Genomic DNA, 15,643 nt, shown 5'->3' on the forward strand with positions numbered 1-15,643 from the left:
ATTAAGAGATTACCTGTCAATCGGCACCCATTTAGAGCCGTTGAATTTCAATACAGGTACAATTTGGTTTTCATTTGAATTGGTATAATCAAATCCTGCGAGCAGGAAATCCTCTTCACCGTATTTCCGTGACTGCAGGCCGTTTGTCAGTTTTTCTTTGTGTTTGTTTAACATGCGTCCAAAAAACAAAAGCTGATCATATCCCTGATAGGAATATACGGAAGCAAATGAACTCGTTTTGTTCCAATAATTCCTTTGAAACTCGCGGATGCTTTCCTTTTCCCGATCGACATAATCCGGGTTGATCAGGGACAGACGTGCGCCGTATTTCGCAACTCTTGCCTGTTGTTGATTAAAGCTGGTTGAAGTCGCCACAACAGGAGTAGTCGTCAATTTCCTTGTATTTAGAACCTCCATTAAGTTGACACCGGAAGAGCCGTCGGAGGAAAATAAGGCAATGTGACCCGGTCTGGTCGTTTCAAAACCAGGAATGTTGCTTTCCAGCCATTCCCTATCCGGTTGGATCTTCGTCGGCCCCAAGACCTTCCCACCCTTACTTTTCCATTCGGCAGCATACAAAGCAGCCATCGATGAATCCTTGGGGGTATTTCCATAAAAGACCGCAGACGTTAACCCTGGCGACTGAGTCTTCATCCATTGAGCAGCTTTCTGCGTTTGAAAATTGATAGACGGATGTCCCAGGTAGATGTTAGAAGCTGATTTTAATAGATTCTGATCAGTGGAAAGTGGGTTCAGCATAATGCCCGGTGACTGTGAAATAAAGCCTGCCGCCACATCAAATGTCCCCTGATACAATGGACCGATCACCATATCGGACGCCTGAAAGTTTTTATTATCTACGATAGTCTGCATTGAATTCACATCATTACCGACGTCGTAAGCCCAGAGGTTAACGGTAATCCCCTCAGTCTGCAATTGCTCCCTGGCCATAACTAAACCTAGATAGTAGTCATATGCAAATTGATTTGACCTGCGTTTTGAGGTACTGAATTCATCCAGCCGGAATGGAAGCAGAACCGAAATGTCGAAATATCCTTTCGTCCATTGGCCCTCGCTTTTTGGCGTGCTTCGTTTTGGTTTTTCCTCGGAAACAACCTTTTCTTTTTTGCTGAATTTAAACTGCTTGTCCAGTTGTGCTGCCAGCTGGTGATCGGGTTGGGATGCTGTCGGGGAGTTCTCGATAAACTGGACCAATGCCAACGCAATGTCCCGGTCGGAACTGTATTGTTTTTGAAGTTCTTTTAATTTAGAAACATCGCCTATCGGCGCAAGATAATGCTGCTTTAAAGCCTGAACGTCTTTTGAAAAGGAAGATTCCTTAATCTTCTGCAAAACGTCCAACCCCTCCTTTAACTGGCCATTTTCCAGATTTATAGCCCCCAGCAAATAGTAGGCGTCGTTGATACGGTTCCAGCCAGGATAGCGACTCTGCAATTGCATCAACATCTGCCGACTCTCTTTATAGCGTTTCAGCTGATAGGCAGACAGTGCATAGTAATAATGGGCGTAAGGTGAATATTGCGTTTTTACATTCACACTGGTCATCGGATACAATTTCTCCATGGCCACTGCATATCGCCCCTGCTTGTAATCGGTAACGGCAGATTTATACTTGCTTTCAGCCTGTGCTATATTTTGTGAGATTGCAAAATGGCCAATGCCGAAATGGATCGCCAGTACCAGGAAAAAGATAACTCTCATCAGATGTGTGGGTCAGGTTAATATGGTAAGGTCAAATTACAAAAACCGTTCTAAGGGAAAAAAACGGGCAATATTTCCGGTTGGAAACATTGCCCTTATAGTACGACACGGTAAAACTTTTATTTCTTTTTAGCGCGTTTCTCTAGTTCCGCCTGCTTCTTTTTTGCCTCTTCCGCAGCTTGCAACGATTTTTCAAGATACTTCTGGAATTTTGTCTGCTTTTTCTCTCCATTCGCATTCTTTCTGCGGTTTTCATCCAGAATGGCCCGGATCTTGTCTTCGTTTACAAACCTCTTGATCAACAACTGCTGAGCGATCGTCACGACGTTTGATACAAAATAATAGAACGTCAAACCTGCTGGAAATGAATTCAATACAAACATGAACATCAACGGCATAATGTATCCGAGCACCTTCATATTTATCGGGCCGGGCTGCGTTGGGGTGATCTGGTTGTTATAATAGGCATATCCAATGCTGGAAGCTGTCATCAGAATGGTGAATAAGCTGATGTGATTTCCAATACCCAGCGGAATGGTCACCGGAAGTTTGATGAAGGAATCGTACGTGGATAAATCGCTGGCCCACAAGAAAGATTGCTGCCGGAGTTCGATCAGGTTCGGAAACAGGAAGAACAATGAAAACAAGATCGGCATTGTAGCCAGTACCGGGACGCAACCGCTCAATGGGCTCACTCCTACCTGCTGGTACAGTTTCATCTGATCCTGTTGCTGTTTCGCCATATCGTCAGGATTTTGCTGACGGATTTGTTCAAGCTCGGGGGCCAGCAGCTTCATTTTCGCCATACTGATGTACGATTTGTAAGTCAGCGGGGTCAAAAGCGTTTTCACAAAAAGTACTAGGAGAATGATCAGCAGACCATAATTGCTCACGAATTTCTCGATGAAATTAAAAAGCGGTACAAGGAAAAACTTGTTGATTGGCTTTAAAAATGCATATCCCAGATATACATTCTGGTCGAAATTCTCGGCTTTCACTTTATCCACGAGGTGGTAATCATTCGGGCCCAGGAAGAACTGAAATTTCGCGTCTCCTTTTTGTATTGCCAGCATCGGAATTCCGGCGTCCACGTGCATCGTTTTTACGATAACCGAGTCATTCGGGTTCACATCGGCACGAAGTGTGGTATTTGTAAATGGATATTTTTCAGAAATCAAGCCCGCGAGAAAGTATTTGTGCTTGATCGTAAACCATTTGACAGGATCTGCAGTCTTCTCTTCTTCATTAGAAGTTGGACTGGCTGAGAGGCTTAGAAGCTCATCCGTGTAGTAGTTGATCGTTACCACTTCACGGTTTTTATGCATATCGTTTTCAAGCTGCAACAAGTCATTATCCCATCTGAATGCAAGCGATTTTTCAGAAACGCCCGCAACATTTGATTTAATGCCATAATCGATCACATAACCCGTTCCCCGAACAACATAAGTCTGCTCTACGAACTGGCCGTTTTTAAGAATGGTACGATAGGTAATTGTTGCCGAGTCCTTTTCTGCAAGTGTTTGGTTTTCAGAGGTTGTCGTAAAGAATTGATCGGTCAGTCTGACGTCGCCTGTTTGAGTCGGCAGGGTAAGTTCAAATTTGTTATGATCCTCCGCAATGAGGTAGAGGGGCTTCTGATCGTACGTTTTATAGTTTTTCAATAAAACTTCCTTCATTACGCCGCCTTTATTTGTGAAAACGACGCGGGTATCTTTCGTCTCTATAACCAGGTCTTTCGGAGCTATCTGAGCAATAGTATCCGTTGATTGGGAGGGAGTTTGAGTAGAATCCGGAACTTTTGAGGAGGAAACAGAGGCTGTTGATGAACTCTTTTTTACTTGCTCCACAGGTGTTGGCTCCACGGGTTTCGGGACCAATATCTGGTAGCCTATCAGCATTAGCATAATGAGCACTAAGCCGATTACAAAATTTTTATCCATTATTTATTTAAAAATGATTGAAATACGTACCCCTGAATGGGATCGCAAAGGTAATAAGATTTTCTTAATGGCATTTCTGCTAATGGATGGACGGATTTAATGCTTCTACCGATCTTTTTTCGAGCGAATAGCTTAACGCCGCACTTACGAAATTCACGAAAAGCGGATGCGGGTTCATCACTGTACTTTTCAGTTCGGGGTGAAACTGTACACCGATGTAAAATGGGTGATTTGGCAGCTCCATCATTTCAACCAGGTTATTATCGGGATTTATACCTGTCGCCATAAATCCTTTGTCTTCGAAATCTTTCAGATACTTGCTGTTGAATTCGTACCGATGTCTGTGGCGTTCGCTGATATTGGTTTTACCGTAGATCCTGAATGCCAGCGTATCCTTCTTAATCCGGCAAGCATAAGCTCCCAAACGCATGGTCCCGCCTTTATTCGAAACATCTTTCTGATCTTTCATCAAATGGATCACCGGATGGTCTGTCGACGCGTCCATTTCTACCGAATGGGCACTTTCCCAACCGATCACATTTCTTGCATATTCGATCACAGCCATCTGCATTCCGAGACAAATACCGAAAAACGGAATGTTGTTTTCCCGCACATACTGGATCGCCGCAATTTTACCTTCTATTCCTCTCTCGCCAAATCCTGGCGCAACGAGTACTCCATCCAGATTATCGAGTTTCTCAACCACATTATCTGCAGTCAGGCTTTCTGAATGGATCCATTCGATATGGACTTTGCATTCATTTGCCGCGCCGGCATGAATAAATGACTCCACGATCGACTTATAGGCGTCATGCAGCTCCACATATTTTCCTACCAGACCAATCCTGACAGAATCTACCGGGTTTTTCAGTCTGGATAAAAACGTTTTCCATGAATCAAGATCTACATCTTTATCATTGTAAATGTCCAGCATATATAATGCACGCTGATCCAGTCTTTCCTTCAACATCAGCAGAGGCACGGCATAAATCGTATCCGCATCCATTGCTTCGATCACCGAATTGACCTGGACATTACAGAAAAGCGCTATTTTTTTGCGGATATCATAAGGTAACGGGTGCTCAGACCTGCACACCAGTATATCCGGCTGAATTCCCGATTCCTGCAGCATTCTCACCGAGTGCTGGGTCGGTTTTGTTTTTAATTCTCCCGCCGAATTGAGGTATGGGATTAAGGTAAGATGGATGACCAATGTATCATGTTCTTCCATTTCAAACTTAACCTGACGAACCGCTTCGAGGAATGGAAGTGATTCGATATCACCTACGCAGCCACCGATTTCTGTGATTACAATGTCGTAATCGCCAGTCTGGCCGAGCAAAAGCATATTCCTTTTGAGCTCGTCGGTAATGTGAGGAACAACCTGGACTGTTTTTCCAAGAAAGTCGCCACGACGTTCCGCTGTAATGACATTATGATAAATTCTCCCGGTTGTGACATTGTTTGCCTGGGACGTCCGGACGTTCAGAAAACGCTCGTAATGTCCAAGGTCAAGATCCGTTTCAGCACCGTCGTCCGTAACATAGCATTCACCATGCTCATACGGATTCATAGTACCCGGATCTATATTCAAATAAGGATCGAATTTTTGGATTGTTACCGAAAGACCTCTGGCTTGCAGTAGTTTAGCTAATGAGGAGGCAATAATTCCTTTGCCCAATGAAGATGTTACACCGCCCGTAACGAAAATGTACTTCGCGGTCTTTTGTGCTTTGGAAGCCATAAGACGTTGCTTTTTTTCTATGATTACGGGATACAAAGATACAAGAATGTGGCAGGAATCTTAGCGAAGCCTTTTCAAATATTTGCCTTATTGCATTAACCAGTTGTTAATCTGACCTGTTACCGGCAGATCTTTTTTTCGCGAATCAATCGTGAGAGGCTTTAATGCAGGATTATCACAACAAATCTTTAATTTCCAGCTTTACAATCAAACCAAACCTTTGAAATATACAAACATGAAAAAGCTTTTATTCCTCCCGTTTTTCCTCGCACTACTATCCCCGACGTTTGCTCAGCAGACAACTCAAACTGGCAAAACACCGCTGAAAATAATTGTCTTTGGTGCGCACCCCGATGATTGTGACCTCGGTGCAGGCGGCATTGCTTCGATTTACTCGGAAATGGGGCACAAAGTTAAATTCGTTTCGCTGACGAATGGGGACGCCGGTCACCAGGATATCGGTGGCGGCGAACTTGCTAAACGCAGACTGGCCGAAACTAAAGAAGTTGCAAAACGACTAGGCATCGAATACGACGTGCTGGACAATCACGACGGCGAGCTTTTTCCGACATTAGAAAATCGGCTGGCTGTCATTCGGAAAATCCGTGAATGGAATGCGGATATGGTAATCGCGCCGCGAACCAACGATTATCACCCCGATCACCGCAACACGGGCGTGGTTGTGCAGGATGCGGCCTACTTAGTAATTGTGCCAAATGTACTTAGTAGTGTGCCTCCACTGACCAAAAACCCGGTTTTTCTCTATTTCAGGGATCGTTTTCAAAGACCAAATCCATTTCGTCCGGATATCGCGATCGATATCACTGCTAATCTTGCTAAAAAGGTTCACGGACTGGATGCGCACGTTTCCCAATTTTACGAGTGGCTTCCCTGGACAAATCAGGATCTTGCTAACGTTCCAAAAGATGTTGTCGAGCGCAAAAAATGGTTGACCTCTTCCATCGAAAGACGTTCGTCCGTTACCCCTGAAATCAAGGTTACACTGGAGAAATGGTATGGAAAAGAAAAAGCCGAAACCGTAAAATTTGTGGAGGTATTTGAGATATGCGAATACGGAAAACAACCTACTCCCGAAGACATTAAACGACTGTTCCCGATGCTGCCGTAACTAGTTAGGAAAAACGCTCCATCTTACCGAAGTACTAAAACCAAAAGAGCCTGATCCGCGTTGTGAAATTTCACAATCCCAAGATCAGGCTCTTTCATTAAAATTCAGATTTCATGGAATATTACAATATTTACTAAGATAGCCGGTCTTTGAAACTCTCATAACCGAAAGAGCGAATCAATTCGAAATCTCCACTCATTTTCCATATACCAATGGAAGGTAAATTAACACCGTTAAATGTAGTGGTCTTCACCATCGTATAATGGATCATGTCCTCAAATATGATTTTATCCCCAATTTCGAGGGTTTTGTCAAATGAGTAATCCCCGATAAAGTCCCCAGCCAGACAAGTCATTCCCCCCATTCTGTAAGTCGGCTTGCCCGGCTCGGGATCGTGGTGGGAATTCACAATAAAAGGCTTGTACGGCATCTCCAAAGTGTCGGGCATATGTGCCGCAAACGATGTGTCCAGGATCGCCACATCCACACCCTGACTATCCAGTACATCGAGCACCGTTGTCACCAGTTCTCCGGTTCGCCAGGCTATGGCCGACCCGGGTTCCAGTATCACCTCCAAGTTATACTTTTCTTTAATATTACTAACTAATTTAATTAGTTTATCGGTGTCATAACCTTTTCTTGTCATTAAATGTCCCCCACCCATGTTAAGCCACTTTGCCTGATGCAGCAAATCGCCAAATTTGGACTCTAAAGCTTCGAGCGTCCGTTCCAAGGTGTCTGCGCCATTTTCACACAGCGTATGGAAATGAATTCCATCCACGCCTGCGGGAAGCTCAGCGGGTAACTTGTCGCGCGTTACTCCCAGTCGGGAGCCTGGGACACATGGATTATACATATCAGTCTCCACTTCTGAATATTGCGGGTTGACCCGAATTCCGCAAGATAGCTTGTGCGTGGGGTTTGCTGTTTTAAAATCCTCCACCCTCTCTTTAAACCGCTCCCATTGTCCAAGTGAATTGAAGGTAATGTGGCTGCTGCGCTCCATAATCTCCTGAAACTCGTTATCCAGGTACGCAGGCATATAAGTATGAGCCTGATAGCCCATGAAGTCATTGATCAATTTGACCTCGTTGAGCGAACTGGCCGTGGCACCGTCCAGATATTCCTTCACAATCGGGAAAACACTGTACATCGAAAAGCCTTTCAATGCGAGAATGATCTTACACCCCGCAGCTTTCTGGACGGAGTCGATCAATTCCAGGTTTTTGCGAAGCAGCTCTTCTTCCAGTACAAAACAGGGAGAAGGTATTTGGCTATAATCAATTGGCATTAGATATAAATGAATAGTGAGACAACCTTGAATGCAATGTTTCTATAATTTTGTATGCAAAAGTATAAGTTATTCCCCCGATTCACCTCATGGCTTTTCTCGTATTAGATATTGAAATGACCGGCCCTGAACCAGGCTGGAACGAAATTATTCAGATCGGGGCGGAGCTTTTTGATGATCATTGGCGCTCGCTCGGCACTTACCTTCAAAATGTATACCCTGAAAACGAAGAAGCTTTTTCAGTCAAATCAGAAGAAGTCCACGGGCTGTCTATGGCCGACCTGGAAGATGCTCCGATGATCTATGACGTTTTGCCCGAGTTCGAAAAGTGGATCAAAAAGCTGAATGCGGGAAAACCCAGCCTGAATAATGTGATCATCTGCGGCCAGAGCGTCATTAATGACATCAACTTTTTGCGGTTTGCTTACCGGAACGAGAAAATGAAATGGGGCTTTTCCAATAAAATGCTCGATTTGCACACTGTATCCTATTTATTTTTCCAAATCCTTGAAAAGAATGGGAAAACGGTCCCGCGTTCGCTGAGCCTGGGTTCGGTTGCGGGATACTTCGGATTTGAACGGGAAGAAGATACTCACAATGCACTCGAAGACGCCCGCCTTACTGCAAAATGTTTTAAAGAATTTTTCAAGCTTATCGATCAGGTGAAAGTTGTATGGTAGATTATAATCCAAAGGAGTGGTTCCGGTATATTTTCTATTTTCAAAAAGCCGACACCGTCCGAAAGCTTACCCCATTGATCCTCGGAATTGGCGTTTACTCAGCCATAGTCGCATACCTTCTGATGATTGTCTGGAAAGTGGGTACCAACACCGACTTGAAAAATATATCGCTCATGCATTCCCTGCTGGGCTTCGTAATCTCCATGCTACTCGTTTTCCGCACGAATACCGCATACGACCGGTGGTGGGAAGGCAGAAAACAATGGGGATCGCTGGTAAACAGCAGCCGGAACCTGGCACTGAAAATCAATGCATTACTTGAAAATTCACATGACGACGAACGTCAGTTTTTTCAGAAAATGATCCCGAACTATGCATTTGCATTAAAAAATCATTTGAGGAATAAATATCGGCCAGAAGAATTTGAGGATGCCAGTATATTCCCTCGCAACCGGCTAAAAATGAGTGACCACATTCCCAACCAGATTGCGTCCGCGATTTTTGCCAAAGTCATTGAACTACAAAAAAATGGCGTTTTGCTACCTGAACATACGATTCTGCTAAATCATGAAATTGAATCGCTGACCAATATCTGCGGTGCCTGCGAACGTATCAAAAACACGCCGATCCCACTTTCATACAGCTCTTTTATAAAAAAATTCATTTTCATTTACTGCCTCACATTACCAATCGGCTACGTGTTTAGCTTGCATATGCTGGTGGTACCTTTTGTTATGTTCGTTTTTTACATTCTGGCCAGCCTGGAGGTGATCGCCGAAGAAATCGAGGATCCTTTTGGTGATGACAGCAATGACCTTCCCATTGAAAGAATTTGTGCAGGCATCAAAACTTCCACCCATGCACTGCTCAGCTAGTGCTAACCGAGCCAATTATTAGAACCTGGTTAGAAACTGATTAAAATTTACATTTTTTTCAAGATTATCTTCCCGTCGATATTAGACCCATTTTCCAGGCTTGAAGCATTTCTTATGAAACTATTCAAATTTTTGAAACCCGATTTTCCGAAGTTTACCATTTTTGACAAAAATCATTGCTGAAATGCGTCCGATTTTGCTCTAATCAATGGTTTTGGAAAAAATTAGAGCAATTTTCTTACTATTAAATACTTACTATTTTCATGTGTCCCGAAAATCTGGGATGGATTTTTATCCACAGTAAACGATTATCAACATGAAAAAAGCCCCATTTATACTTGCCTTTCTGCTCATCAGCGGAATGCTAACTTTCAGTACCAAAGCACAATCCATTGTAGATCCGGGAATTTCGGTTCACAATTATAAACATCCGAATAAAGCAGCCCAGGCAAAATCAAACGGCGAGCAAAAGTCGGTTCGCGTTGCCAATTACAATACGGTTGAGCGTGCCGGCAAGTCGCAGAGACGTCGGGATGTGAGCAATACGCCGAAGTACGCGCCGCGGCCGGCTACGCTGGTAGTTGTAAGGGAATACAAAAAAGAGGGAATCGAGATCAATCCATTGCTTTCATCCCGGAATTACAAGACGCCGAATCTTAAAGTTGCAAAAGACACATCGGAGCTGGCTGACATTAATACATCAGTTTACCCGACAACCGATTAAGAGACAGTCGTTGTACATTGAAAAGCCAGCCCTGACAAAGCTGGCTTTTTTTATGCCGTGGTCATTCCAGTCCATCAGGCCACAGCCGGAAAAGGCCGACGTTTACCAACGTTGGCTTTTTGGTTCATGCAGACCAAGATTGTTTAAAATTTGAAAAAGTTGGATGATAGTAAGATTACTTGCATTATAATCACTTTTTAACTGCATTGACTTGTAGCCAGTGTTTGGTTTTAATAATTTCAATTAATAATCCCTGCGAATGCTACACCTTCCCACATCACCTGATTTCGACAACCTGCTTTAAAAATAAATAGGTATAACGATCAAGGCAAAACGGATACAATCGGGAATGATATGTTTGAATTTTATAAGATTTAATTTGAAAGTAGTAAAGGATACCAGCGGTTACATATTTACATTTGCACCAAAATATGACAGCATCATAATGTCGAAAAGCCATTTCCTTTCTTTGTTTTTGCTCCTGAACTTACTAGTCCCATGTGCTAAGCTTTCCGCCCAGGTTCTCACACTGAATGATGCCGTCGAAACAGGGTTGGCAAATTATGGCAGTATCAAAGCCAAGAACAACTATCTGAATGCGTCGAAAGCGACTGTTCTTCAAAGCAAAAAAGAGTATTTACCCAATCTCAATTTGTCTGCCCAGCAGGATTTTGGAACGATAAATGGTCAGAATGGCCCGCTTTACGGATTGGGGCTTTCTGTCGCTTCGTCCGGTTTGCCACTCCCCCATCAAAATTGGAACGCCGCTTTTGGTGCGCTTTATCTTACCAATGTAAACTGGGATTTTTTTGCATTCGGCCGGGCACGTGAACGCATTCAGGTATCACAGTCCATGGTGAAGCGTGATGAAAGTGATCTGGAACAGGAACAATTTCAGCATAGCATCCGGGTAGCGGCTGCGTATCTCAATTTATTGGCTGCTCAAAGGCTGACCCAATCCTGGGAAAATAACCTGCAACGCGCAGCTGCTTTGAAAAATGTGGTCGTAACACGCGCGAAAAATGGTCTGATACCCGGCGTTGACTCTTCGCTGGCAAATGCGGAAGTTTCTAGTGCCAAAATCAGCATTACTCAGGCTCGGGATTTTGAACAGGAACAAGCCAACAATCTTGCCCGGTTAATGGGCGTCACCACTCAAAACTTCGTACTGGATACGCTTTTTATAACCAAAATGCCGCAGTCACTGTCCGATTCAGTTCTTAAAACAGAAAACCATCCGGTACTCCGGTATTATGCAAACCGTGTGGCCGTCAGCGAACATCAGGCCAGGTATTTCCAAACGCTGGGCATGCCTACTTTTACTGCATTTGGTGTATTTCAAGGTCGCGGCGCGGGGTTTTCATCCAGCTACGCCACCGATCAGCATGCATATACTCAGAATTATTTCGAGGGGATTAAACCGGTCCGTGCGAATTATTTGCTCGGAATCGGGGCAACGTGGAACCTGACTGGCATTCTTCGGACAAGACAGCAGGTTGCGTCCCAGAGTTTCATCTCAACTGCATTGAAAGAAGAATACAATCTGGCCGATCAGCAGATCAAAAACCAGCTGCTTTTGGCAGAAAACAAAATACGTAATGCAGTTTCAAACTTCCAGGAAGCGCCGGTTCAGGTGCGTTCCGCGTCGGACGCTTATTTGCAGAAAAGTGTTTTATACAAAAATGGGCTAAGCAACATGGTAGACCTCACGCAGGCTTTATACATTTTGAACCGCGCTGAAACAAACCGTGATATCGCATTAAGTAACCTCTGGCAGGCATTGCTCCTGAAAGCCGCCGCCGCCGGGGATTTTAATATTTTTCTGAACCAGTGATTTTCGCCCATGAAAGGAGCGTGTAAATTTTTGTCATTCGTAGTCATGTGTGGTCATTGATTGTCATATGAGTTATTGATTGTCAGGTGCGGTCACATATGTTCAATTATACTTTATACACATACCAAGCAATACAGGACTACAAATGACCACAAATGACTATAAATGACAAATAGACAACGCCCCTGACCACAAATGACAATCATGACCACCTCTGACCACCCTTGACCCAACTAACCGTAACATGGATTTAATACGTTTTGCATTACGTAAACCGATCACCATCATGGTGTTAGTGGCTGGTTTATTCTTTTTTGGTATCAATGCAGTACGGACTATCAAGGTAGATATTTTTCCGAAGCTCGACCTGCCGGTCATGTATATCGCCCACCCGTTTGGAGGGTATACGCCGACACAAATGGAGACGTTTTTTGCCAAACAATACATTAATATTCTGCTGTATGTCAATGGGATAAAGAGTATTGAGACCAAAAATATTCAGGGGCTTACTCTGATGAAGATCAACTTTTACCCGGGTACGAACATGGCCCAGGCATCGGCCGAGCTGAGCTCATTTACCAACCGTGCCCAGGCCATATTTCCGCCTGGTTCAAACCCGCCATTCATTATCCGTTTTGATGCATCCACATTGCCCGTCGGACAGTTGGTAATCAGCAGTGAAAAACGGTCGAATAATGAGTTGCTTGATCTGGCAAATGTCTATGTGCGATCGACTTTTACCTCCATTCCGGGTCTGGTTTCCGCTCCTCCTTTTGGTGGTAACATTCGCACGATTGTTGTAAAAGCCGATCCGGAGTTAATGCGTTCGCATAATATTTCAGCGGATCAGTTGGTGGAAGCATTGCGTCTGAACAACCAAACTGCTCCATCCGGAAACGTGCGGATCGGTGATAAAAACTACATTACTCCTACGAATACGACGGTTAAAAACATCAAGGATTTTGAAAACATACCTCTTTTTAAAGGGTCCGTTCAAAACCTTTACCTGCGCGATGTGGCCACGGTCGAAGATGGCGCCGACATCACGGCGGGTTACGGACTTGTTAATGGAAAGCGGTCGGTTTATTTAAGTATTGCCAAAGGTGCGGATGCCTCGACCTGGGAGGTGGTTCAAAACCTGAAAAAAGCAATGCCGCGCATTCAAAGCACATTGCCGGAAGATGTGAAGATCAGTTACGAATTCGACCAGTCGACCTACGTCATGAACTCGGTGATGAGCTTGCTGACCGAGGGAGCCATCGGTGCGATCCTGACCGGTTTAATGGTATTGCTGTTCCTCGGCGATCCACGCGGCGCACTCATCGTAATCCTGACCATCCCTACCTCCATTATTTCAGGTGTTTTGTTCCTGAACCTGTTCGGACAAACCATTAATATCATGACGCTCAGCGGGCTGGCTCTCGCCATCGGTATTTTGGTCGATGAAAGTACGGTAACGATCGAGAACATTCACCAGCATTTTGATATGGGAAAACCCAAAGCGCTGGCGATCTGGGATGCTTGCCAGGAGATTGCATTCCCGAAATTGCTGATCCTTTTCTGCATTCTGGCCGTGTTTGCTCCGGCATTCACCATGGGCGGTATCCCCGGATCACTATTCTTACCCCTCGCTCTGGCAATCGGTTTCAGCATGATCATTTCGTACTTTCTGGCGCAAACTTTTGTACCGGTAATGGCAAACTGGATCATGAAAGTGAAGCACCATAAAAAAACCGACGGGGCCGAAATGACCGATTCAGAAGAATTTGCCGCATCCGGACTGACCTGGGATAAAGACGCGCAAAAAGAATCGCTGGTTCATCGGGTGGACAGTAACCAGGATGGTAAGATCAGTCGTTTCGAGCGGGTCAGAATGCGCTTTATGCGGTTTATCGAACGGATGATCCCATTCAGAAAACCAATCGTAATCACATATCTGATTGTGACTACTGCGCTCGCGGCACTGATGCTCAGCGTAATTGGTAAGGATGTTTTACCAAAAGTAAATGGTAATCAGTTTCAGGTTCGGTTGAGAGCACCCGAAGGAACACGGATGGAACGTACGGAGGAAAAGACATTAAAAACCATCCAGGCGATTAAGGACATTGTTGGTCCCGAGAATGTGTCGGTTACCTCCGCATACGTAGGTCAGCATCCCGCATTATTCTCGATCAGCCCGATTTACCTGTGGATGGCCGGACCGCAGGAAGCTGTTTTGCAGGTGGGGCTGCATGAGGGTTTTCATGTTAATCTTGATGAATTAAAAGAAAAAATAAGGCATCGCGTAAAAGAGACAATGCCGGATGTCGCGCTTTCTTTTGAACCTATCGAATTGACAGACAAGATTTTAAGTCAGGGCTCGACGACTCCGATTGAAGTCAGGATGTCTGGCCGGGACAAAAAAGTGAATGAACAATACGCGCAGAAAGTGATCAAAAGGTTAAAAGACATTGCGTACCTCCGCGACATTCAGCTGGGACAATCGAACAAATATCCCGCAATCAAAATTGAAGTCGACCGGATCCGTGCCGCGCAACTGGGAGTAGATATGAGTGACGTTTCCAAATCATTGATCGCTTCGACCTCATCGTCCCGTTATACCGACAAAAATATTTGGGTGGATGAAAAAGGCGGATTCAGCTACAATGTGCAGGTTCAGATACCAGAAAGTAAAATGAACAGTATCAGTGAACTAGGTGAAATTCCATTACTCCGGAACTCGAATCGTCCCGTTCTCGGCGATATCGCTACCATTACGCCGGACACCACGTATGGTGAAAATGACAACCTCGGTTCAATGCCTGTTTTATCCGTAACAGCCAATCTCAACAACATCGATCTCGGAGCTGCAAAAGCAGATGTGGAAGAAGCACTGGCCTCATTGGGAGAGCTCCCACGCGGTCTGACTGTCGAACTTGTAGGCATGAGCCAAACGTTGACCGATACATTGGATAGTCTCCAAAACGGCCTTGTCGTCGCCATTGTGGTGATTTTCTTAATGCTGGCTGCTAATTTTCAGTCTTTCAAGGTATCCGCTGTGGTACTAACCACCGTGCCGGCGGTGATCATGGGCTCGCTTGCATTATTGATGATTACCGGCTCTACCTTAAACCTGCAATCTTACATGGGCATCATTATGTCTGTCGGGGTTTCGATTTCAAATGCGGTTTTATTGATTACCAATGCGGAACAACTTCGAAAACACAGTGGCAATGCGATTGCTGCTGCCCAGGAATCGGCCGGTTTGCGCCTGCGCCCGATCGTGATGACAGCGGTGGCAATGGTTGTGGGTATGATCCCCATGGCGAGTGGCCTGGGTGAGGCAGGTGACCAGTCATCGCCACTTGGCCGGGCGGTGATCGGCGGGCTGATCGCTTCCACGTTTGCAGCATTGTTTATCCTGCCGCTGGTGTTCGCCTGGGGACAAGGTAAGGCCACGACACAAAGTGTTTCTCTCGATCCGGAGGACGAAGAAAGCAGATTTTATGTTCCGGTTAACAAGTAACTTTCATTCGATTCAATTGTAAAATGAAAAATATACGTAACATCACCACCACCCTTTTGCTGGCCAGCTCGGCCGTTTTGTTTCAGCAATGTGGGTCTTCAAAGGCTGAGGAAGAAGAAGAGAAGAAAAAAGCGCCTGTGGAAGCTGCGGCGCTCGAAACCTTCACACTCGAGAAAAAGCAGATGTCGTCCAACCTGCA

10 protein-coding genes are annotated in these 15,643 nt (G+C 44.8%); 6 read left to right on the forward strand and 4 right to left on the reverse strand.

Annotated elements, in window-relative coordinates:
• Positions 1-9 precede the first annotated feature (9 nt).
• The 3 genes from LZG72_RS12810 to LZG72_RS12820 form a co-directional block, all read right to left on the reverse strand.
• Positions 10-1,722: an ABC transporter substrate-binding protein gene (locus tag LZG72_RS12810; RefSeq protein WP_233872544.1), complete on the reverse strand. Its 1,713-nt coding sequence runs from the start codon at positions 1,720-1,722 to the stop codon at positions 10-12.
• Between the two features lie 119 nt (positions 1,723-1,841).
• Positions 1,842-3,662, reverse strand: a complete 1,821-nt coding sequence (gene yidC, locus LZG72_RS12815; protein WP_233872547.1) for a membrane protein insertase YidC — start codon at positions 3,660-3,662, stop codon at positions 1,842-1,844.
• Between the two features lie 79 nt (positions 3,663-3,741).
• On the reverse strand, positions 3,742-5,406 hold the full coding sequence (locus tag LZG72_RS12820; protein WP_233872550.1) for a CTP synthase: 1,665 nt from the start codon (positions 5,404-5,406) through the stop codon (positions 3,742-3,744).
• A 235-nt stretch (positions 5,407-5,641) separates the two neighbouring features.
• On the opposite strand from LZG72_RS12820, the gene LZG72_RS12825 reads away from it, so the two are divergent.
• On the forward strand, positions 5,642-6,535 hold the full coding sequence (locus LZG72_RS12825; protein ID WP_233872553.1) for a PIG-L deacetylase family protein: 894 nt from the start codon (positions 5,642-5,644) through the stop codon (positions 6,533-6,535).
• 133 nt (positions 6,536-6,668) lie between these two features.
• Here LZG72_RS12825 and nspC read toward each other — a convergent pair whose 3' ends face one another.
• On the reverse strand, positions 6,669-7,826 hold the full coding sequence (nspC, locus tag LZG72_RS12830; protein WP_233872556.1) for a carboxynorspermidine decarboxylase: 1,158 nt from the start codon (positions 7,824-7,826) through the stop codon (positions 6,669-6,671).
• Between the two features lie 89 nt (positions 7,827-7,915).
• Between nspC and LZG72_RS12835 the strand changes: the two genes are divergently transcribed.
• The 5 genes from LZG72_RS12835 (at position 7,916) to LZG72_RS12855 (ending at position 15,444) form a co-directional block, all read left to right on the forward strand.
• The gene (locus LZG72_RS12835) at positions 7,916-8,506 is read left to right on the forward strand and encodes a PolC-type DNA polymerase III (RefSeq protein ID WP_233872559.1); all 591 of its coding nucleotides are present in this window, start codon (positions 7,916-7,918) and stop codon (positions 8,504-8,506) included.
• Positions 8,500-9,381, forward strand: a complete 882-nt coding sequence (locus LZG72_RS12840; RefSeq protein ID WP_233872562.1) for a bestrophin family protein — start codon at positions 8,500-8,502, stop codon at positions 9,379-9,381. Before LZG72_RS12835 ends, LZG72_RS12840 begins: the two co-directional genes overlap by 7 nt.
• A 316-nt stretch (positions 9,382-9,697) precedes the next feature.
• The gene (locus tag LZG72_RS12845) at positions 9,698-10,105 is read left to right on the forward strand and encodes a hypothetical protein (RefSeq protein WP_233872564.1); all 408 of its coding nucleotides are present in this window, start codon (positions 9,698-9,700) and stop codon (positions 10,103-10,105) included.
• A 379-nt stretch (positions 10,106-10,484) separates the two neighbouring features.
• Positions 10,485-11,939 carry a TolC family protein gene (locus LZG72_RS12850; RefSeq protein WP_233872567.1) on the forward strand — a complete coding sequence of 485 codons (1,455 nt, stop codon included), beginning with the start codon at positions 10,485-10,487 and terminating at the stop codon, positions 11,937-11,939.
• A 244-nt stretch (positions 11,940-12,183) separates the two neighbouring features.
• Positions 12,184-15,444 carry an efflux RND transporter permease subunit gene (locus LZG72_RS12855; protein ID WP_233872570.1) on the forward strand — a complete coding sequence of 1,087 codons (3,261 nt, stop codon included), beginning with the start codon at positions 12,184-12,186 and terminating at the stop codon, positions 15,442-15,444.
• The last annotated feature ends 199 nt before the right edge of the window (positions 15,445-15,643 follow it).

The organism is Dyadobacter sp. CY323 (assembly GCF_021390245.1).
Classification (GTDB): Bacteria; Bacteroidota; Bacteroidia; order Cytophagales; family Spirosomataceae; genus Dyadobacter.